Annotated in this window: 16 protein-coding genes; 5 read left to right on the forward strand and 11 right to left on the reverse strand. The window is 71.5% G+C overall.

Features of this window, described 5'->3' with window-relative positions; genetic code table 11:
* Positions 1–30: 30 nt before the first annotated feature.
* Positions 31–906, reverse strand: a complete 876-nt coding sequence (locus AC6CCG_RS01070; protein ID WP_496652589.1) for an NAD(P)-dependent oxidoreductase — start codon at positions 904–906, stop codon at positions 31–33.
* Between the two features lie 48 nt (positions 907–954).
* Here AC6CCG_RS01070 and AC6CCG_RS01075 point away from each other — a divergent pair, with 48 nt between their 5' ends.
* Entirely contained in the window at positions 955–1,314 is a 360-nt protein-coding gene (locus tag AC6CCG_RS01075) for a MerR family transcriptional regulator (RefSeq protein WP_496652590.1), read from the forward strand.
* Between the two features lie 102 nt (positions 1,315–1,416).
* On the opposite strand, the gene AC6CCG_RS01080 is transcribed toward AC6CCG_RS01075, so the two are convergent.
* On the reverse strand, positions 1,417–4,413 hold the full coding sequence (locus tag AC6CCG_RS01080; RefSeq protein WP_496652591.1) for a glycoside hydrolase family 2 TIM barrel-domain containing protein: 2,997 nt from the start codon (positions 4,411–4,413) through the stop codon (positions 1,417–1,419).
* A 125-nt stretch (positions 4,414–4,538) separates the two neighbouring features.
* On the opposite strand from AC6CCG_RS01080, the gene AC6CCG_RS01085 reads away from it, so the two are divergent.
* From AC6CCG_RS01085 to AC6CCG_RS01100, 4 genes are all read left to right on the forward strand, one after another.
* Entirely contained in the window at positions 4,539–5,171 is a 633-nt protein-coding gene (locus AC6CCG_RS01085) for an HhH-GDP family DNA glycosylase (protein WP_496652592.1), read from the forward strand.
* 165 nt (positions 5,172–5,336) lie between these two features.
* Positions 5,337–6,527: a phosphotransferase gene (locus tag AC6CCG_RS01090; protein WP_496652594.1), complete on the forward strand. Its 1,191-nt coding sequence runs from the start codon at positions 5,337–5,339 to the stop codon at positions 6,525–6,527.
* Positions 6,524–7,354 carry a helix-turn-helix domain-containing protein gene (locus AC6CCG_RS01095; protein ID WP_496652595.1) on the forward strand — a complete coding sequence of 277 codons (831 nt, stop codon included), beginning with the start codon at positions 6,524–6,526 and terminating at the stop codon, positions 7,352–7,354. The genes AC6CCG_RS01090 and AC6CCG_RS01095 overlap by 4 nt, the downstream gene beginning before the upstream one ends.
* 158 nt (positions 7,355–7,512) lie before the next feature.
* Positions 7,513–8,313 (forward strand): alpha/beta fold hydrolase, encoded by an 801-nt coding sequence (locus tag AC6CCG_RS01100; RefSeq protein ID WP_496652596.1) that lies wholly within the window; start codon positions 7,513–7,515, stop codon positions 8,311–8,313.
* A gap of 64 nt (positions 8,314–8,377) precedes the next feature.
* Here the strand turns inward: AC6CCG_RS01100 and AC6CCG_RS01105 are convergent, their stop codons facing one another.
* From AC6CCG_RS01105 to AC6CCG_RS01145, 9 genes are all read right to left on the reverse strand, one after another.
* On the reverse strand, positions 8,378–9,013 hold the full coding sequence (locus tag AC6CCG_RS01105; protein ID WP_496652597.1) for a nitroreductase family protein: 636 nt from the start codon (positions 9,011–9,013) through the stop codon (positions 8,378–8,380).
* Positions 9,014–9,017: 4 nt separating this feature from the next.
* A complete protein-coding gene (locus AC6CCG_RS01110; RefSeq protein ID WP_496652598.1) occupies positions 9,018–9,854 on the reverse strand; it encodes a phosphotransferase enzyme family protein in 837 nt (278 codons plus the stop codon).
* Positions 9,855–9,897: 43 nt separating this feature from the next.
* Positions 9,898–12,702 (reverse strand): FAD-binding and (Fe-S)-binding domain-containing protein, encoded by a 2,805-nt coding sequence (locus tag AC6CCG_RS01115; protein ID WP_496652599.1) that lies wholly within the window; start codon positions 12,700–12,702, stop codon positions 9,898–9,900.
* Between the two features lie 73 nt (positions 12,703–12,775).
* Positions 12,776–14,344, reverse strand: a complete 1,569-nt coding sequence (locus AC6CCG_RS01120; RefSeq protein WP_496652600.1) for a cellulase family glycosylhydrolase — start codon at positions 14,342–14,344, stop codon at positions 12,776–12,778.
* On the reverse strand, positions 14,341–15,552 hold the full coding sequence (locus AC6CCG_RS01125) for an ROK family transcriptional regulator (protein WP_496652601.1): 1,212 nt from the start codon (positions 15,550–15,552) through the stop codon (positions 14,341–14,343). The genes AC6CCG_RS01120 and AC6CCG_RS01125 overlap by 4 nt, the downstream gene beginning before the upstream one ends.
* 18 nt (positions 15,553–15,570) lie before the next feature.
* Complete coding sequence (locus AC6CCG_RS01130) at positions 15,571–17,283, reverse strand: right-handed parallel beta-helix repeat-containing protein (RefSeq protein ID WP_496652602.1); 1,713 nt, start codon at positions 17,281–17,283, stop codon at positions 15,571–15,573.
* A gap of 125 nt (positions 17,284–17,408) precedes the next feature.
* On the reverse strand, positions 17,409–18,188 hold the full coding sequence (locus AC6CCG_RS01135) for an ABC transporter permease (protein ID WP_496652603.1): 780 nt from the start codon (positions 18,186–18,188) through the stop codon (positions 17,409–17,411).
* Between the two features lie 15 nt (positions 18,189–18,203).
* Entirely contained in the window at positions 18,204–18,971 is a 768-nt protein-coding gene (locus tag AC6CCG_RS01140) for an ABC-2 family transporter protein (RefSeq protein WP_496652604.1), read from the reverse strand.
* The gene (locus AC6CCG_RS01145; RefSeq protein WP_496652605.1) at positions 18,968–19,966 is read right to left on the reverse strand and encodes an ABC transporter ATP-binding protein; all 999 of its coding nucleotides are present in this window, start codon (positions 19,964–19,966) and stop codon (positions 18,968–18,970) included. The genes AC6CCG_RS01140 and AC6CCG_RS01145 overlap by 4 nt, the downstream gene beginning before the upstream one ends.
* Between the last annotated feature and the right edge of the window lie 22 nt (positions 19,967–19,988).

Genomic DNA, 19,988 nt, shown 5'->3' on the forward strand with positions numbered 1-19,988 from the left:
GCCGTTGCTGCCCGGCGCGGTGTCCCCGATCTAGGCCGGCTTCCTGAACTGCTCGACCAGGGTGGCGTAACCCAGCGGGCCCTTCCCGTCCGCCGCACCCCGATCGGCGACCGCCTTGACGTAGCGGGGCAGTTCCAGGTTGAGCCCGAGGGTCTCGCTCTCGTTGAGCAGGTGGTTCATCGCGGCCAGGTGGATGTCCAGGGTCCCGTCCAGCGGCGGGTACTCGCCGTCGTCGATCTGCTTCGCGTACCCGGGCAGCCAGTCGGCCACGGCGCGCAGGGCGGTCGCGGCCAGCGGGGCGAAGGTCGCAGCCTCGAGTCCGGCCGCGCCGATCAGGGCGGCGCCGTGCAGGTAGCCGTTCAGGGCACCCCACATCAGGCCCAGTCCGGCCATCTCCAGCAGCGCCGCCTGCCGGTGATCTTCGCCGACGTGGGTGGCGGTGCCGAGCGCGCCGAGGGTCTCGGCATGCCGGTCGAAGCCGGCCCGCGGGCCGCTGTAGATGATCGTCGTCTCGGCGGTGCCGATCATCTCCGGCGACGCCAGGATCGCGCCGTCCAGGAACTCCGCTCCGAGCCGTTCGGCCCGGTCGGCGATCTCGGTCGCGGCCGACGACGGGCCCGAGGTCAGGTTGATCAGGACCGTGCCGTCGAGCGAACCGTCCAGTTGATCCAGGACGTCCCGTACCGCAGTGGGGTCGGCGACGCAGATGATCACCAGCGGGCTCGCCTTGACGGCGGCCGCGGCCGAAGGGGCCAGAGTGGCGCCGGCAGCGACCAACCGGTCGGCCTTGCTCGCGGTGCGGTTCCTGACGGTGGTGGGGTGGCCTGCGTTCAGCAGGGTCTCGGCCAGGGCGTGGCCCATCAGGCCGAGGCCGATGACGGAAACCGGGGTGGTGGTGTTGATCATGACCCGTATCCTCAACCTTGAGAACGGTGTGAAGGTCAAGGGAGAGTCATGCGGATCGGTGAATTGAGTCGGCGGACGGGTGTCCGGACCCATCAGTTGCGGTACTACGAGGCCCAGGGCCTGCTCGAGCCGGTGCGCGGGGGCAACGGCTATCGCGAGTACGACGAGGAGGCGGTCACCACCGTGCGGCAGGTCCGGCAACTGCTCGCTGCCGGCCTGTCCACCGAGGAGATCGCCTTCCTGCTCCCGTGCGCGACCGGCACCGGGCCCGACCTGGAGCCGTGCCCGGAACTGATCGACCTCCTGCAGGAACGACTCCAGGGTCTGGACGACCGCATCGACGCCCTCCGCACGTCCCGCCGCGCCCTGCTCCGGTACATCGACGTCACCAGGCAGAAGGTCGCCTGACCTCACCACATTTCTTGGCGCTTTACCAGAGAAGCTTCCCTGGTAAAGCGCCGGTTTTTCACGCAACGTGAAAAACCGGCAGCCCGCCGAGCAGGGGGTGGGTCAGGGGGTGGGGAAGGTGAGCGTGAAGGTGTGCGCGCCGGGCCAGAGGGCGTGCTGGGGCAGGACGTCGATGCCGCAGGAGCGCGAGCCGAGGCCGTGCACCGCATTGTCGACATACAGATAGATCGCGTCGTTGGTCGGCAGTTGGTACGGGTGCTCGGCGCGATCCAGGTCCTGCGGGGTGTGCCGGGTCAGGGTGAAGCCGGGCCGGTGCCCGGCCTGGTCCGGTCGCGTCGCCACCCGGAGCCGGACCGCATCGCCGGTCCCGATCGCCAGGTCGCGCAGCTCGGCGCGGTGTCCGGTCTCCTGCGGCCGTGAGTAGACCACGTTGAGCTCGTCCACCGAGCCGCTGAACCGGCCGACCCGGGCCGCGATCCTGCTGTCCGGGTAGGACTCCAGCGGTCCGGTGCCGAACCAGTCGGCGTGCTCGCAGTCGGCCGGCAGATCGAACCGGACGCCGACCCGCGGCCAGGTGCTGTCCCAGCCCTGGGAGGGAGTGAGGTCGACCCGCAGCGACAGCTCGCCGGCCGCCAGCGTCCAGAGGTAGTCGACGTCGACGAACCGGCCGCTGTTCGCGGCGCTGACCCGGACCCGCGTCGTCAGCCCGGTGTCGCTCGCGGTCACCGCCAGCACCCGGTGCACCAGCCGGTCGAGGCCGCGCTGGCGCCACCGTTGGGCGGACGACGGGCCCTTCGTGCCCTCGCCGCGGGTCTCCTCCGGGGCGCCGAGTTCGTACGAGCCGCGGCTGCTGCTCCGGTCGTTGTCGGTCGGCCCGCGGAACAGTTCCAGCCGCGGCCCGGCCACCGGCACCCCGTGCAGCGAGGTCAACGCCCCGGAGGTCGCGTCGAAGACGGCCGGGCCGAGCTCGACCGTCTCCGTCGCCGGTACGGACTCGGTCGCCCGGACCGGCACCGGCATCGGGGTGGCCGGCTCGGACAGCGGCCACTGAGCGCGCGCGACGACGTGCCCGGCGTCGGCCCACGGCGTGGCCTCGGCCAGCTCGGCGAGCACGCTCAGCCAGACCTCACCGCCGTCGTCGGCGGTGATCAACTTCTCCGGGAGCTCGACGGCGACCTCGCCGCCCGGGACCAGCTCGGGCACCGTCAGCTCGATGTCGACTGCCGTCTCGCCGTCGGTCTCCTGCACCGCGCGCACCCGCAGGCCGGCCAGATCGGCCGAGTGGTAGCGGCTGGTGATGATCAAGGTCGCGCCGTCCCGCCGGAACCGCAGCGGCTGGCTCACCGCGGCGAACTCGGCCAGGCCCGGGCTCGGCCGGTCGTTGGGCAGCACCAGCCCGTCCATCACGAAGTTGCCGTCGTGGACGACCTCGCCGAAGTCGCCGCCGTAACCGTAGTACGGCGTGCCGTCCTCGGCCCGGGTCAGCAGACCATGATCACGCCACTCCCAGACGAAGCCGCCGTGGTAGCGCGGCGACACGTCCAGGAACGCTTCGTAGTCGGCGATCGCGCCCGGTCCGTTGCCCATCGCGTGCACGTACTCGCAGAGCAGGTACGGCAGCCGACGGACCCGCTGCGCCTCGGCCGGGCCGCAGCCCATGATCTCGCCCGTGTCGGACAGGATCGACGCCATCTCGACCAGGCTGGGATACATCCGTGAGTAGACGTCGGTGTAGCTGCCCGTGTAGTCGCCCTCGTAGTGCACCGGGCGTTCCGGGTCGCGGGATCGGATCCACTGGGCCATCGCGGCCAGGTTGGCCCCGGAGCCGGACTCGTTGCCGAGCGACCAGATGATCACCGACGGCCGGTTCTTGTCCCGTTCGACGGTCCGCGCCACCCGGTCCAGATAGGCCTCCCGCCAAGCCGGGTCGTCGCTCGGATTCCCTTGCCAGCCGAGATAACCGAAGCCGTGCGTCTCCAGGTCGCACTCGTCGATCACCCAGAAGCCGAGCTCGTCGGCCAGCTCGAGCACCCGCGGGTGCGGCGGGTAGTGGCTGGTCCGGATCGCGTTCACGTTGTGCCGCTTCATGGTGATCATGTCCGCCCGCGCATGGTCCTCGTCGAAGACCCGGCCGCGCTCCGGATGGGTCTCGTGCCGGTTCACGCCGTGGAAGATCACCTGGCGGCCGTTCACGAGCAGGCGCTCGCCGTCGATCCGTACCGAACGGAAGCCGATCTGCAGCTCCACCTGCTCGGCCGTGGCGCGCACGGTCGCGGCGTAGCGGCGCGGCCGCTCGGCGCTCCACGGCTCCACCTGCGGCAGCACGATCGGCGCCAGGTCCTCGGCCGAGCGGTAGATCTGGCCGATTCCGAGCTCAGGGATCTCAACGGTGACAGGGAAGGCGGTCGAGTGGGCGACCAGCTCCGGCGTCACCGTGCCGACGCCGGTCTCATGATCATAAGCGGTCCGCAGCCAGACGTCCTCGATCCCGCCGCGGGGTCGGCCGAGCAGCGTCACGTCCCGGAAGATGCCGGGCAGCCACCACTGGTCCTGATCTTCCAGGTACGACATCGAGGACCACTGGTGCACCCGGACCATGATCACGTTCTGGCCCGGCCGGACCAGGTCGGTGACGTCGAACTCGGTGGCCAGTCGGCTGCCCTTGCCGACGCCGACCTCGGTCCCGTTCAACCAGACCTTGAAGATCGACTCGACGCCGTCGAACCGGAGCACGATCGTCTCGACCTCCCAGTCCGGCAGCGTGAAGGTGCGCCGATGATCACCGGTCGGGTTCTCGTCCGGGACGTGCGGCGGGTCGATCGGGAACGGGTACTGGACGTTGGTGTACGCCGGCCGGCCGTATGCCCCGTCGCCGTGCAGCACCCAGTGCGACGGCACCGGCAGGATGTCCCAGTCCTGATCGTCGAAGTCCGGCGCCGCGGCCGCGTCGTCGACGCGCGCGGTCGGTGAGAGCCGGAACTTCCAGTCGCCGTTCAGGCTGAGCCGCGGCGCGTCGGAGTGCAGCCAGGAGCGTGGGGCTCGGCGCGGTCCGGAGCCGGGCCGGTAGTCGGTGACGTACGAAGGAACGGGGATGACCATGGCTCGACGCTGACCTTTCGTGAACGCTCACTATTCCTGCCGCACCATCATGACAGGTCGACCGTGGACGGTTCGAACGGCGGGGCGGCTGGGTATGGGGCCGGGGAGCCGAAGGGGGTACCAGCATGGCGGAGTCACACGACGCAACGGTCCGGCAGTTGCTCGCCGAGCACGGCCGGACCTACGCCGAGGAGGCCGGCATCACGCTCCGGGACAAGCCGTCGCCGCTGTATCGGCTGCTCGTCCTGGCACTGCTGCTGTCGGCCCGGATCGATGCGGGGATCGCGGTGGCCGCGGCCCGGGAGTTGTCGGCGGCCGGCTTCCGTACGCCGGAACGGATGGCGGCCGCGACCTGGCAGCAGCGCGTCGACGCACTCGGCCGTGGCCACTACCGGAGGTACGACGAGCGGACCGCGACCATGCTCGGCGACGGCGCGACCCTGCTGCTGGATCGTTACCGGGGTGATCTGCGGCGGCTCCGCGACGAGGCGGCCGGGACCGCGGACCTGCTGGACCGGTTGCAGCAGTTCCCCGGCATCGGGCCGGCCGGCGCGTCGATCTTCGCCCGTGAGGTGCAGGGCGTCTGGCCTGACCTCGCACCGTTCGTCGACGACCGGACGGCCGACGGGGCGGAACGGCTCGGGCTGCCCCGGACGGCCGACCGGCTGGCCGCCCTGGTCGCGCCGGACGAGTTGCCGCGCCTGGCCGCGGCCCTGGTCCGGGCGACGCTGCGGGCCGGCCGGTCCACGGACGCCTGACCTCTGGTGTCGCCCGGATCGTTGTGATACAACGGGTTCAGCGCTTCGGGACGCGCCGAGACTCGCCGGAAGGCTGGAAGCCACCCGTTTCTTGATCATGGTCGCGTGGTTGTGCGTCGACTCGTGGATCGCCCGTGCGAGTCCGGGTGAGAGACGAGGAATGACGTGAAGACCCTGCCCGACCGCCCGAGCCTGGACCACCTTCGGCAACAAGCCAAGGAGTTGTTCGCCGGGCTCCGCGAGCATCAGCCGGACCTCACCCTGAGCGGTGCGCAGACCCTGCTCGCGAACCAGTACGGCTACCGCGACTGGCCCGAGCTGAAGGCCGAGGTGGACCGCCGCCGCGCCGACGTGAAGCTCGCGGACCCGAAGCTGACCGCCGAACTGGCCGAGGCGTTCGACCTGGGCCGGCCGACCGCCCCGATGGAGGCGCTGACCTTCAGCTGGGCGGGTCAGGTCTGGGCCCTGGTCACCGACCGGGGCCGGTGGCGGGTGACCGAGTACCTGGAGTACACCCCGGCCGACAACCTCGAGGTCGAGTTCCGGCTCGTCGAGGCCGCCGTCGCCGCCGGAGTGCCGACCGCCGAGCCGGTCCGGCACCGGGCCGGCCGGCCACTCGCCGAACTCGACGGCCGGCGCTGGCGGGTGCACCGGGAGTTCACCGCCGGCACCGAGGTCGCGATCCCGGTCACCGCCGAGACGGCGGTCCAGCTCGGCCGGATCGTCGGCACCCTGCACGCGCTGCGGCTGCCCGCACCAGGCCCGGTGCACCCCTGGCTCAGCTGTCGCGCCGGCGAGGACCTGCTGCGGCAGCAGCTGGAACGGTCCCGGGCGGCCGGCTCGCCGTGGACCGAGGCCTTCGAACGGGCGCTGCCCGGTCTGCTCGCCCTGGCCTCGACCGTGGTCGACGACCGGGACCCGGCCGAGGAGCCCATCCTCAGTCATGGCAGTCCGGGACCGGGGACGTTTCAGCGCCGCGCCGGGGGCGAGCTGGTGCTCTCCGGCTGGGACCACGCCTGCGCGATCCCGCCGAGCTGGGAGTTCGGCTCCTTCCTCGGCGACTGGGGGATCGACCCGACCGGGGCGGTGTCCGAGGCGGCCGTCGGGGCCCTGGTCCGGGGCTACCGGGAGACGGCGGCCGCGGAGCCGTACCTCGAGCTCGGCATGTTCAGCGGCAAGGTGACCGGCTGGCTGACCTGGGTCGAGAGCCGGGTCAACATCGCGCTCGGCGGGTCCGATGCCAAGGCCCGCGACCACGCGGCGCGTGAGCTGCCCGGCCTGCTCGGCAGTCCGCTCACCGTGGAACACCTGGAACGGGTTCTGGCCGCGGCACGGAGGCCTACGCTCGTGGCATGAACCCGACCCGGACGGACTCGCCGGTCATGGTGGGCGAGATCGTGGTCCCCGCACCGGCGGCCGCTCGGATCCCCGGGGTCGGCATGGCCGGGTTCGTCGGCCGGGCCCGCGACGTCGAGCTGGTGCCGTACCCGGCGGTCACGTTGTTCCTCGACCTCGGCGACCGGCTCCGGATCGCCGAGGCGGGCGGTGGATCCCGGTCCGGCAGCCTGGTCGCCGGCCTCGCGCCGGGCCGGATCCGGGCCACCGCCCAGGCCGTCGAGTGCCTGCAGGTCCGGCTGTCGCCGCCGGTGGCGCAGGCCGCCCTCGGCATCGCCGACCTCGGCGCCTCGGTGGCGGGCTTCGCCGAGGTCTGGGGCCGGGGTGCGAGCGAACTGCTGGACCGCCTGGGTACGGCAGCCGGCTGGCCCGATCGGTTCGCGCTGCTGACCGCGGCTCTGCACCGGCGGCTCGAGCGGCGGCCGACGCGGGTCGAACCGGAGGTGGCGGCGGTCTGGGACCGGATGCTGCGGCGGCGCGGGCAGGTCCGGATCGACGACCTGGCCGGTGAGGTCGGCTGGAGCCGGAAGCGGTTGTGGAGCCGGTTCCGGGCCCAGACCGGGGCGACTCCGAAGCGGGCCGCCCGGCTGGTCCGGTTCGACGGCGCGGCTCGGCGGCTGGCGGCAGGGCAGGACATCGCCCGGGTGGCGGCCGAGTGCGGGTATGCGGATCAGTCGCATCTGCACCGGGACGCAGCGGCGTTCGCCGGGCTGACCCCGGCGGCGGTCGCGACGGCGCCGTGGCTGTCGATCGACGGCATCGCCTGGGCCGGTGAGGAGTACGCCTAGGAGGATGGTGTCGAACGCGCACCGAGCTTGTCGAAGTGCCACCGGACCGGGCCTTGCCCTTCGACAGGCTCCGGGAACGTGTTCGACACCAGCCAGCCAGCCAGCGACGGGGAACATTCGTCCAAGACCGCGGGCCGACCGGCGATGATCATCGGACCATGATCATCAACGACCCCGACGGCGAGCTGTACGTGATCGACGACGGCCCGCGCGACGCGCCCGTCCTGCTGCTCCTGCACGGCACCGCCTCCTCGCTGCACGTCTACGACCGGCTGGCGCCGCTGCTCACCCCGGCCTTCCGGGTGATCATGATCGATCTGCTCGGGCACGGCCGGTCGGCCAAACCCGACGAAGCTCCGTACGAGATCGTCGATCATGGCCGGCGGTCCGGCCGGGTGCTGGACCGCCTGGGCGTCTCCCGCACGGTCGTGGTCGGGCACTCGACCGGAGGCTCGGTCGCCACCGCACTCGCCGAGCAACGTCCCGAACTGGTCCGCGGCCTGATCCTGATCAACAGCGGTCCGCGGCTGGACGCCTACACCGCGCCGCCGATGGCGATCGACCCGGCACAGTGGGACTCGCTGACCGATGATCAACTCCGGCAGGCGATGGAGTCGGCGTTCAGCAAGCCCGGCTTCCGCCCGCCGCAGGAGCTGGTGGACGATCTGCGCGGGATGACGTTCCGCTCCTTCGCGGCGATCCTGCAGGCCGCCGAGGCCTACCTCGGCGCGGAGCCGCTGCCGGACCGGCTGGCCCGACTCGGGCTGCCGCTGCAGGTGATCTTCGGCGCCGACGACCGGCGCTGGCTGCCCGCGTCGGCCGACGACTACACGATCGTTCCCGGTGCCCGCCTCGACCTGCTGCCCGGCCTCGGCCACACGCCGCAACTCGAGGACCCGGAGCACACCGCCGAGCCGCTGCTGGATTTCGTGGCGCGGCTGACGAACACCGCTCCCTGAGCTTGTCGAAGGGCAAGGTTGCCGCCCTCGGCCCTTCGACAGGCTCAGGGCACGTCTGGTGACGCTAGGTCGGTCGGGTCAGGTCCCTCCGGCGGGTGCGGGGTCGGCCGACCTGGTCCGGGACGAGCGCGGCCTGGGGCTCGACGCCGGCCGGGATGCGGCCGAAGGCGGTCATCGTGGTGACCTCCCAGTGCCGCGGAACCTCGAACTCGGCGCCGATGCCGTCGGCGTCGAAGGCGCGGAACTGGCGGGCCGCGAGCCCCATGGCCTGCGCCTGGATGGTCATATGGGCGACCGCCTGGCCGAGGTCGTACAGCGCGAAGTCCGAGTAGGGCCAATCGGTGTCCGGCACCCAGCGCTGGCTGAGGTTGACCACCAGCAGGCTCGCCGCGGGCGCCCACCGCGCGGAGCTCTGCGCCAGCCGACCGAGCAGCCTCCGGTGGGCGGCGTCACCGCGGCGGGCGGTGAGGAAGGCCCAGGGCTGGGAGTTGCCGGCCGACGGCGCCCAACGCGCCGCCTCGAGCAGCAGCTCGACGTCCGCCTCCGTGATCTCGTGGGCCGGGTCGAAGGTGAGCGGGCTCCAGCGCCCGCGCAGCAGCGGGTGCAGCCGGGCCCAGACGTCGTCGGACTCCATGTAGGGCGTCAACGCCTCCGCCCGGCGCCCATTCCCGATCCGGAGCAGTTCCACCCAGCCCCGCACTTCCCTAAGGCCGGCAGTAGGCCCGGAACACCTCGAGGTCCCGGTCCACCCGCCGGATCCGGTCGAAGCCCCAGGTCTCGACGCCGGGGCGATCGGTCTCGTTCAGGACCCGGGCCGACAGGTCGCGCAGACCGCGGGCGAGCAGGGCGAACTCCAGGTGATCCGGGTCGAGGTCGTCGGCCCCGTACGCGTCCAGGAACTCGACCAGCCGGTCACCGCCGTCGGCCGCGACCCACAGGTCGAACTCCCGCGGCCCGATCACGGCGAAGTCCCAGTCCAGGATCGCCGCCACCTCGCCGTCGTTGCCGATCAGCAGGTTCAGCCCGTGGAAATCGGTGTGGCAGATGACCTGGCGGACCGGCCGGCCCTCGATCCGGGCCCGGACCTGATCGAGGCGGCCGATCGCCGTCGCCACCTCGGCCGCACGGTCGGCGATCCACGGGTGATCCAGGTGCCGCGCCAACTCGTCGATCGCCGGCTCCGTCGTGTCCGCCGGCGGCAGGCTGACCCGGACCGGCGCCCGGTGCACCGCGCGGAGCGCCCGGCCGGCCACGGCCCAGTCGTCCCAGGTCGCCGTACGCCCTTCCCGATAAGGGAAAACGGCGTAGACCCGGTCGCCGGTCAGGGTGGACAACTCGCCCCGCAGGGTGCGCAGAGGCTCCACCACCGGCAGCCCGAGCGCGCGCAGGTCGCTCAACTGCTGCAGCCCGACCGGCTGTTCGCCGGCCGGCCACACCTTCACGAACCAGCGCCGGTCGGCCACCCAGCAGTCGCTGGCGAACCCGCCGGGATGCGGTTCCAGCGAGGAGACGGTCAGGCCGAAGTCGCGTTGCAGGTCCACGCTCGGCATCCCACCAGGTCCGGCGAGCCGGCCGCCACCGAATTCAGGGCCGGGTGGCCTCGTCGAGCAGCTCCAGCAGATGCCGGTACGGACGCCCGGTGGCCCGGCTGAGCCCGAGCTCGCAGGTCCGGTTGACCGAGGCGTACGCGTCGAAGTGGCGGCCGCCGATCTCGGCCGCCTCGGCCTTCGTCGCCGACGCGGTCAGCTCCGGGTGCAGCAGGCCGCGGTCGCCGGCGAACCCGCAGCAGGCCCAGTCGTCCGGTACCACGACCTCGTCGGCGATCGCCTGCCCGATGATGATCATGGCCGGGTTGCCGCCGTGCTGGGTGGAGGAGCAGGTCGGGTGCAGGGCCAGCGAGCCGAGCCGGCGGTTGATCGTCAGCTTCGGCAGCACGCGCTCGGCGACGAAGTCGACCGCGTCCATGATCACCGCGTCGGTGCCGTCGAGCAGGGTCCGGAAGCCCTCCGAGCAGGAGGACGCGTCGCTGATCACCGGCAGCCGGGCGGTGCCGGAGGCGCCGGCGACGATCGGTCGGACCCGCTTCCGCATCGCCTCCCAGCCCGACAGGAACCCCTTCGACTTCCACGGCGTGCCACAGCAGACGCCGCCGATGCCGTCCGGGACGACGATCTCGACCTCGGCCCGGCCGCACAGGTTGAGCAGCGCCTCGGACACGCCGATGCCCTTCTCGCCGGCGAAGTCCTGTTCCGGCCCGAACATCGTCTGGATGCAGGCGGGCAGGTAGATCGCCTCCGGCTCCCGGGTCGGGTGCGGCCGCCGGACCCGGCCGCCGCCGGGCAGGTCGGGCTGCCAGAGCGGCACGGTCTCGGGACCGAGCAGGGCCCGGCCGAGCTGGTTGACCCGGGTCACCGCGGCCGCCGGGGCACGCTTGGCGACCGACAGGGCGAGGCTGCCGACCCGCGACCCGGCGTCCCAGCCGCGGCTGGCCGCGCCCCAGCCGGTCCGGCCGGCGGCCGGCGCCTGTTCGGCACGCAGCCGCTTGACCAGCTGACCCGTGTCGATCAGCACCGGGCAGGCGGTGCCGCACATGCCGTCGGCGGCGCAGGTGTCCAGGCCGTCGTAGTCGTACTCGGCGCGCAGTTCGGCGGCCAGTTCATGATCACCTTCCTGCTCGGCGCGGGCCAGTTCCCGGCGCAGCACGATCCGCTGCCGCGGGGTCAGGGTGAGATCGCGGCTCGGGCAGACCGGTTCGCAGTAGCCGCACTCGACACAGCGGTCGACCTCGGGCTCAACCTCCGGCGCCGTCTTCAGGTGGTCCAGGTGGGCGTGCGGATCGTCGTTGATCAGGATCCCCGGGTTCAAGATCGTCTTCGGGTCGCAGAGCCGCTTGATCTCGATCATGACCTGGTAGAGCTCGTCGCCGAACTGGCGCCGGACGTACGGTGCCATGATCCGGCCGGTGCCGTGCTCGGCCTTCAGCGTCCCGTGCTGGGCCAGCACCAGATCGACCAGGTCCTCGGTGAAGTCCTCGTAGCGGCGCAGCTGACCGCGGTCGCCGAGCCGTTCGCTGAGCATGAAGTGCAGGTTGCCGTCGCGGGCATGGCCGAAGATCACGCTGTCGTCGTAGCCGTGCCGCTGGAACAGGCCGGTCAGCTCCTCGCAGGTGGCCAACAACGACGGCACCGGTACCGCGATGTCCTCCAGCAGCGCGGTCGTACCGGGCGCCCGGTTGCCGGCGATCGTCGCGTAGAGGCCCTTGCGGATGTGCCAGAGATCGCCGCGGCGACCGGGATCGGAGCTCAGCTCGGCCGAACCGGTGATCGGGAGTTCGGCCATCGTGGCCAGCCCGAGCTCGGTCCGGGCCCGGAGCGCCTCGACATCCGGTTCGGCGTACTCGATCAGCAGTGCGGCGTGATCATGGACGGCCAGCCCGAGCAGGTCGGCGGTGGCCTGCGGGTCCCGCTGCGCGACGCGCAGCGAGGTGGCGTCCAGCAGTTCGATGCTGACCGGTTCGGTGTCCACCAGGACCGGCAGCGCCCGGGTCGCGTCGGCCAGCCGGTCGAAGATCAACAACCCGGTGCCGACCGCCGGATGGGCCGGCACGGTCCGGAAGGTGGCCTCGGCGACGAACGCCAGCGTGCCCTCGCTGCCGATCACAAGGTGCAGCAGCAGGTCCACCGGGCGATCATGGTCGAGGAACGAGTTCAACCCGTACCCCATCGTGTTCTTGATCGAATACTGCTCGGTGATGATCTTGACCGAGGTCGGGTTGTCCCGGACCCGGTCGCGCAGCTTGTCCAGACCCAGGTAGAGCTCCGGCTCGGTCAGCCGAAGCTTCTCGTCGGCGTCCGGTGCGGCCGTGTCGAGCACGGTGCCACTGGGCAGGATCAGCACCGCCGACTCCAGCGTCCGGTACGTGTTCGCGGTGATCCCGCAGGACATCCCGGAGGAGTTGTTGGCCACCACGCCGCCGATCGTGCAGGCCGACTCGCTGGCCGGATCGGGGCCGAGCTTGCGGCCGTACCGGGCCAGCCGGGTGTTCACCTGGCGCACCGTCGCGCCCGGCTGCACCCGGACCCGCAGCCCGTCGTCGAGCACGTCGATCCGGCGGAAGTTGCGCCGGGTGTCGACCAGCACCGCGTCCGTGGACGCCTGCCCGGACAGGCTGGTCCCGCCGGATCGGAAGGTGAGCGCCCGGCCGGTCGCGGCGCTGGCCCGGAGTAGCGCGGCCAACTGGCCGGCGTCCTTGGGCACCACGACGGCCTCGGGCGTCAGCAGGTAGTGCGAGGCGTCGTGGGCGTACGCCAGCCGGTCGGTGGCCCGGGCCTTGACGCCCCCGGGCACCAGCGCTTCCAGTTCGGTCAGCAGGTGGTGCCGATCGCGCACCGAGCTTGTCGAAGTGCCAAGCCGGACGGTGCCTTGCCCTTCAGGCTCAGGGATCGTGTTCGACGCCACCCGCCTAGTCTGCCTTGGCCGCGGTCGGGCCGGGGCAATCGGGTCGATGATCACCGGTCACGGTCAGTCCCGTCACGCGGGTCGCGTCGCCGGTCGCGGTGAGTCGCAGCCGGTGCCGCCCGGCGGCCGCGGCCGTAGTCGTTCGGCCACCGGAGCCGGACCGCACCAGCGGCGCGCCGTCCAGGGCCAGCGCGAGCGATTCGTCGCCGTCGACGTCCACCGCGACCCGGGCCGGCTCTGCCAGGTTGACCTCGTACTCGACCCAGTCGCCGGCGTCCAGGACGACGACCAACTCGGGTGCCACCGTGCCACGCCGGTACGAGAAGTCGGGCTCGCCCCGGACGGTGATCGACTCGTCGGATCGGAAGGACGGCAGCGGAACCGGGCGCGCGGTGCTCGAGCCGTTGCGGAAGCTGAACCCGGTCGCCGGCAGCCGCAGCGGGACCCGGCGCAGCACGGCGTTGATCACCTCGGTGCGGTGATCACACCGGTCGTAGCGCAGCCGGTCCAGCAGCTCGGTCAGCGTCGCCCAGGCGGTGTCGGGGTCCGGCTGCGGAGCCTTGCCGGACACCCAGCCGGTGATCGCGGCCCAGCCGGCCGGCGGCACCACGGAGCAGGGCGAGGTTTCGGTGTCGAGCTTCTTCCAGGGCCAGAAGTTCCAGCCGATGTCATGATCGGAGGCCAGCTGGAACGTGGTCTGCAGCCACTCCAGGGTGTTCTCGCCGGACTCGCCGAGATAGAGCGGCAGGCCCAGCCGCTCCCGTACCGCGAGGAAGTTCGCGATGCTCGGCCGATCCGGCGGCGACCAGTACTTGTGGAACGCGATCATGGAGTTGGGATCCCAGACCTCGGTGAACGCATCGACGTTGGTGGCCCAGTTGCTGCCCTCGTAGATGATCAGGTGGTTCCGGTCGACGGCCCGGATGGCCGCCGTCAGGTCGCGGTAGAGCTCGACCAGTTCGGCGGCGAACCGGTGCTGGTCGTCGCCGGGCAGCGGTTCGTTGAGCAGGTCGTAGCCGGCGATCACCGGCTCGTCGGCGTACCGCTCGGCGATCATGGTCCAGAGCCGTACGGTGAGGTCGCGGTAGCGCTGCTCGGTGAACAGCTCCGGCCGGCCGTTCGGGGAATCGTCGATCTCGGTGCCGGTCTGCCCGCCCGGTGCGCCGTGCAGGTCGAGCACAACCCAGAGCCGGTACCGCCGGCACCATGCGACCAGCCGGTCGATCAAGGCCCAACCGGACTCGATCCGGGTCCCGTGATCATCGACGAGGACCCGGGAGTTGATCGGCAGCCGGACATGATCGAACCCGGCGGCGGCGATCGCGGCGACATCGGCCTCGGCCACGAAGACGTCCCGGAAGTCGTGCCAGAACTCCGTGGCCCGGTCCGGCCCGACCAGCGACTCGATCATGGCCTCGATGCCACGGGCGGACTGCGGGCCGCCCCACAGCAGCCACATGTAGCCCTCGGCGAGCAGCCAGTTGCCCAGCCCGATTCCCTGCCAGGACAAGGGCTCTCCGGCCCCGTCGACGAGCCGGCCGGCCTGCGCGTGGACAAAACCGACTGAGGTCATGCGAGCACCGCCGGTGGAGGCGCGGCCCCCTCGATCAACCGCTCCAGGGGCAGCAGGGCAGCGCCCAGGGCGACGGCGTCGACCCCCATCGCGGCCGGGGCCAGGGTGCACTGGTCGCCGGGGCGGCGCAGGGCGTTCCGGCGGACCTCCTCGGCCAGCTGCGGTCCGCGGGCGGCGAACAGCAGGCTCCCGGTCGGCCCGCCGACCACGATCCGCTCCGGGTTGACCAGGTTGACCAGATTGGCCAGGCCGACGCCGAGCTGCTCCACCGCGGCGTCCAGCACCCGTCCTGCGCTCCGGCTGCCCGCCTCGGCCTCGCTGAACAGGTGCCGCACGGTGCTCCGGGCGGCGGTACGCCGGGTCGCCCGGCGCCAGCGCGTCACCAGCCCGCCGCTGCCGACGTACGCCTCGAGGCAGCCATGGCCGCCGCACCGGCACTCCGGTCCGCCGACCGTGATCTTGGTATGGCCGAGCTCGCCGGCGCTGCCGGCGGTGCCGCGCAGCAGCCGTCCGTCGGTGATGATCCCGGCGCCGATGCCGCGTCCGATCAGCACCACGACACAGTCGTCGCTGCCGCGCGCCGCGCCGAACCACCGCTCGGCCATGGTCAGCGTCGTCGCACCGTTCTCGGCCTCCACGGTCAGGTTGTCGATCGGGCACAGCTCGGCCAGGTCGACCGGCTGCCAGCCCACGCTCTGGGCGTGCAGGACGGCCCGGCCGTCGACCTGCTCGACCAGGCCGGGCACGCCGAGGCCCATCCCGATCAGCCGGCCGGTGACCTCGGGCCGGTCGGCCAGGATCGACTGCACCGCGTCGGTCAGTGCCGCGCCGACCTCGGCGGCCGTGGCGGTGCTGCTCGGCAGGTCGGTCCGGACCTGGGCGACCGCGGTCAGTGACAGGTCGAACAGTTCGACGATCACGCCGGTCTCGCCGATGTCCGCGCCGATCAGGTACGCACCCTCGGGCCGGACCGAGAGCCGGGCGATCGGCCGGCCGCCGTTGGACGGGACGGAGCCGGTCTCCCGGACCAGCCCGTCCCCGATCAGGTCGGTGACCACGTTGGTGATCGTCGCGGTGGAGAGGCCGCAGTCGGCCGCGATCGCGGCCCGCTGGGTCTCGCCGGCCAGCGCGATGCTGCGCAGCACCCGGGCCCGGTTCTGCCGGCGCAGGTCGCGCACGGTGGAACCACGCCCGGGTGCCGATTTCATGATCAACTCGCCGCGCTCCTAGCCGCCGTCGGCGCCGATGTGCGGCGGGTTGGCCAGCGGGTCCTGGTAGTAGTCCTTGCCGCCGCTGCCGGTGATCGGCACACCGGCGCCCAGGGCGGGGGAGCCGGACTGCAGCCGGTAGGCGGCGGGGCAGGGTTGCGGTCCGGTCGGCAGCGGCGTCGGGACGCAGTTGCCGCCGTTGCCGGGGGAGGCGAACAGCGGATTGCCCCACTTCGCGTTCGTCTCCTTGCCGCTGGCCTGCCAGGCCGCGAAGTCCGGGTAGGTCGTCCCGCCCCAGCGCCAGGTCGCCGTCCGGGTCGACCAGTAGAGGTTGTTCGAGAGCGCCATCCCGGTGTGCCCGTTCGGGTTGTAGGAGAACTCGCCGGCGCGCCCGTACTGATCACGGTTCTCCAGTGCGCAGATGTTGGTCCTGATCTGCGAACCGGCCGCCCAGGTGCCGCTGGCGTACCCGAAGAAGAAGCAGGCACTCGCGGTCGACTTCGTGGTCTGCGCGACATTGGTGTAGAAGGTGTTGCCGTAGATCGACAGCGCGTTCGGCGGCGCCTTCGGTACGACGTTCATCAGGCCACCCTGTGCCTTCAGGCGGTCGTCGTTCTGGGAGATGTTGTAGCGGAACGTGTTCGGTCCCCACGCCATCCCGCCCGGGGTGTCGACGTACGCGAGCAGCCCGCTGCCGGCGTTGTCGTGGGTGTAGTTGTATTCGACGACCGAGTTGGACACGCCGCCGTCGAGGTCGATCCCGTCCCAGTCACAGGAACCCGCGGGAAGGCTCGGGACCGGCTCGACGGCGTACACCTCGTTGAAGCGCACCTGGACGTTCTTGGAGGTGTACGCGAGGATGCCGCTGGTGCCGCCGCACGAGGTGACGTTGGCGCCGATGTCGTGCACCCGGTTGTGCTGGATCACGGCGCCGTCCCAGCCGTTGGCGGTGATCGCGCCACCGGTCGTCCTCGCTGCCATGCCGAGGTTGTCGACGATGTTGCGCTCGACCAGCACGTCGGTGATGTTGGTCCCGGAACCCCAGCCGTAGATGCCGGCGCCGGCCTTGGACGTCTTGCTGGCGCCGTACAGGTGGTTGTCGATGATCTTGATCCCGGCGAGCGGTCCGCTGTTGCCGTTCACCGCATACCCGAGGATCGCGATCTGGCCGCCGAAGACGCTCTCGGTGCCGGTCTGGAAGAAGCCGGTGATCTTGGAGTTCTGGATGGTCAGGCCGCGGGTCGGCGTGGTCGCCTGCTGGTTCTGCAGCAGCACGCCGGCGGCCGTGGACCCGCCGTTGACGATCTTGAGGTTGTCCACGGTGAACCCGTTGACGTGATCGGCGGACACGGCGGCCGAGTAGGTGCCGGTGCAGTTCGAGGTGATCGTCGCCTGACCGCTGCCGTACGAGGTGACGCGGAACGGTGCCGTCGCCGACGAGTTCGGCACGTTCGTGGGATTGAAGGCCAGGCAGCCGGTGAACGTCGCGCCGCCCTGGAAGGCCACGCTGCTGCCGGCGGAGAAGACGGCACCGTTGACCTTGGTGATCGTCTTCCACGCCTGCGTCGGCGAGAGGCCGGAATTGCTGTCGTTGCCGGTCGGCGAGACGTAGTACGCGGAGGCCGCGTACGCGGCCGGGAGCCGGCCGATCAGGGTGGTGGTGATCAAGGACAGCCCGAGCAGGGCGAGCAGGACGGTCCGGAGCCGGGGACGGGATGATCGTGTTCTCATGGCGCGTACCAACCTCTTCGTTGGGGTTACCGCAGGGCCCTTCTTCAGGCCTTAATTTTGAATCTGAAAGAAGGGGATGTGATCAAGGTACCCGCGCGGTCGCGGGACGGTCAACCCCTGCCGCCTCAGCTGGTCGCACTGCCGTAGTTGCGGACGCCGCGGTTCCACACGATCACGGCGAGGGCCGCGCTGATCGCGGCGACGGCGGCACCGGCGCCGACCCAGGCCGGCGACCAGGTCCCGACCAGGACGCCGGCCGGGGCAGTGGCCAGGAAGGCGACCGGGAGGACCGTCGTGAGCAGCCGCAGCGGCGGGTTGAGCATGCTGGTGGGGTAGCCGCCGAGCTGCCAGAGGGCGTCGTACGCGACGTCGAGGCTGAACCCGAGCGCCCAGAAGACCGAGGCCGCGATCAGGCATCGGGTGGCCCACATGATCACCGTCGCGGCTGCCACCAGGACCAGCCAGCCGACGACCGCGACCGGACCCGGCGGCGTCGGACCGGCGCCGGCGGTGATCACGACGACGACCAGGCCGAGCATCGCCTGGGCCAGGGCGATCGGTGCCGCGCCGCCGAGGCTGGCCAGGAAGATCGACGGCGCCGGCTGGGTCAGCACGGCATCGAACCGGCCGCCCGCGACCTGACCGCCGTAGAAGCGCAGGTTGGGCTCGACCAGTGCTTGCCGGAGCCCGGAGATCAACTGGAACGTGCCGAGCAGCGTGACCGCCTCGGTGACGGTGAACCCGCCGAGCTGATCCGTCCTGGTGAACACGGCCAGCAGCGCGCCGAGCGAGGCGGTCAGCGCGACCAGCGTGCGGACCAGTTCGAACCCCAGGTCGGCACGGTAAGCCACCTGGCGGCGCAGGGAGAGGGAGAAGAGTAGGGCGTAGAGCCGGACCAGTCGCATGATCAGGAACTCCGTTCAGGCGCCGACGGCAGTGAAGACGCGCAGCCCGCGGCGCCAGACCAGGGCCGTCATCATGATCAGGACCAGCAGCCAGCCGGCCTGAACGACGTAGCCCGCCACCAGCTGCGGGCCGGTCAGCACACCGGCCGCGATCTCGCCGGGCAGCCCGAGCATCGACCAGAACGGCAGCCAGCGACCGGCCTCGGCGATCGGTCCCGGCAGCAGGAAGAGCGGCGCGGCGATGCCGCCGAGCAGGGCGATTCCGGCGTCACCGAAGGACACCAGCGCGGACGCCCGGTCGGTCCAGAACGCCGTCATCGCCAGCATGATCGTGAACAGGAAGCGGAGGATTCCGGCGAAGATCAAGGCCGGTACGGCGAGCAGCACGTCGCCGGGCCGCAATGGCAGGCCGGCGGTGATCGCGACCAGCAGCAGCACCGGAAGCCCGAAGATCCCGTGCCAGAACCGGAGCCCGAGGTTCGCACCGCCGGTACTGATGATCACCGGCCGCGGCCGCAGCAACCCGTCGACGATGGTGCCGTCGAAGATGCTGTTGCTCAGCGTGTGATCTTCGTAGCTGACCGTGAGCAGTTGCACCGCGAGCACGGCGAAGAAATAGCCGCGGACCGCCGACGAGTCCGGCATCACCGCCGTCCAGAGCAGCAGCCCGATCAGCGGCCCGATCGCCTGGTTGATCACCAGCGTGATCAGGAACGAGCGCCAGCTCCACTGCTGAACCGAGCTCTCCCAGGCCGCGACGAGCAGCTGCCTGATCATTCTCATGATCGATGGTCCTCGCGGTAGAAGCGGTCCAGGACGACCTCGAGCGGCGGGTCGACGACCGACACGTCGGTCGGCCGCACCTCGGCCAGCAGCCGGGCCGCCACCTCCGGGGCCCGGTCCCGGTCGACCCGCAGCGAGACCGTACGGTCCTGATCGCTGATCACGTCGCCGTACTGCTGCCAGGACACCGGACGGTCCAGATCGTGGGTGAGCCGGATCTCCTTCCAGGACGCCAGTTCCCGGGCCAGGGTCGCCAGCGCGCCGTCGAACCGGAGCCGACCGCGGTCGATCAGGATGATCCGGGAACACAGCGCCTCGACCTCGGCCAGGTAGTGGCTGGTCAAGATCACCGCGGCCCCGGTGGCCGCCGCGTACCGCGCCACGAAATTGCGGAACGCCAACGCCGCGGACGCATCCAGCCCGATCGTCGGCTCGTCCAGGAACAGCACCCGCGGCCGGTGCAGCAGGGCCAGGGCGAGGCCGGCCCGCATCCGCTGGCCGAGGCTGAGCGCCCGGACCTGCCGGTGCAGCAGGTCGCCCAGTCCGAGCAGTTCCTCCAGCTCGGCCAGGTGAGCCGCGTAGTCGGGCCGCGGGATCTCGTACAGCAGCCGGCGGAACTGGAACTGGTCCTGCACGGTCAGCTCGGTCGCGCCGCCGATCGGCTGGCTGCCGCGGAGCAGCGCGATCGAGGCCAGAAACGCACGCTCGCGGCGGCCGGGCCGGAAGCCGAGCACGGTGGCGCTGCCGCTGGTGGGCTGCAGCACCCCGGCCAGCAGTTTCATGGTGGTCGTCTTGCCGGCGCCGTTCGGTCCGATCAGCCCGACCACCTGGCCGGCCTGGATCCGGAAGGACAGCCTGGTGACCGCCTCGACGGTACGGAACTCGCGCCGCACCACCGAGGCGAGGGCGGCCCGCAGCCCGCCGGCCCGGATCGGCACCCGATAGGTCCGGGTCAACTCGTCGACGACGACCGCGTCGTCAGCTTGGGGCGTCATGGCGTCAAGGTAGATTCCTCGA

The organism is Microlunatus sp. YIM B11417 (assembly GCF_059617205.1).

Coding starts and splice junctions, on each gene's coding strand:
- AC6CCG_RS01070 (WP_496652589.1), bottom strand. CDS start 906: ATGATCAACACCACCACCCCGGTTTCCGTCATCGGCCTCGGCCTGATG.
- AC6CCG_RS01140 (WP_496652604.1), bottom strand. CDS start 18,971: ATGAGAATGATCAGGCAGCTGCTCGTCGCGGCCTGGGAGAGCTCGGTT.
- AC6CCG_RS01120 (WP_496652600.1), bottom strand. CDS start 14,344: ATGACCTCAGTCGGTTTTGTCCACGCGCAGGCCGGCCGGCTCGTCGAC.
- AC6CCG_RS01100 (WP_496652596.1), top strand. CDS start 7,513: ATGATCATCAACGACCCCGACGGCGAGCTGTACGTGATCGACGACGGC.
- AC6CCG_RS01145 (WP_496652605.1), bottom strand. CDS start 19,966: ATGACGCCCCAAGCTGACGACGCGGTCGTCGTCGACGAGTTGACCCGG.
- AC6CCG_RS01075 (WP_496652590.1), top strand. CDS start 955: ATGCGGATCGGTGAATTGAGTCGGCGGACGGGTGTCCGGACCCATCAG.
- AC6CCG_RS01080 (WP_496652591.1), bottom strand. CDS start 4,413: ATGGTCATCCCCGTTCCTTCGTACGTCACCGACTACCGGCCCGGCTCC.
- AC6CCG_RS01130 (WP_496652602.1), bottom strand. CDS start 17,283: ATGAGAACACGATCATCCCGTCCCCGGCTCCGGACCGTCCTGCTCGCC.
- AC6CCG_RS01135 (WP_496652603.1), bottom strand. CDS start 18,188: ATGCGACTGGTCCGGCTCTACGCCCTACTCTTCTCCCTCTCCCTGCGC.
- AC6CCG_RS01095 (WP_496652595.1), top strand. CDS start 6,524: ATGAACCCGACCCGGACGGACTCGCCGGTCATGGTGGGCGAGATCGTG.
- AC6CCG_RS01125 (WP_496652601.1), bottom strand. CDS start 15,552: ATGAAATCGGCACCCGGGCGTGGTTCCACCGTGCGCGACCTGCGCCGG.
- AC6CCG_RS01085 (WP_496652592.1), top strand. CDS start 4,539: ATGGCGGAGTCACACGACGCAACGGTCCGGCAGTTGCTCGCCGAGCAC.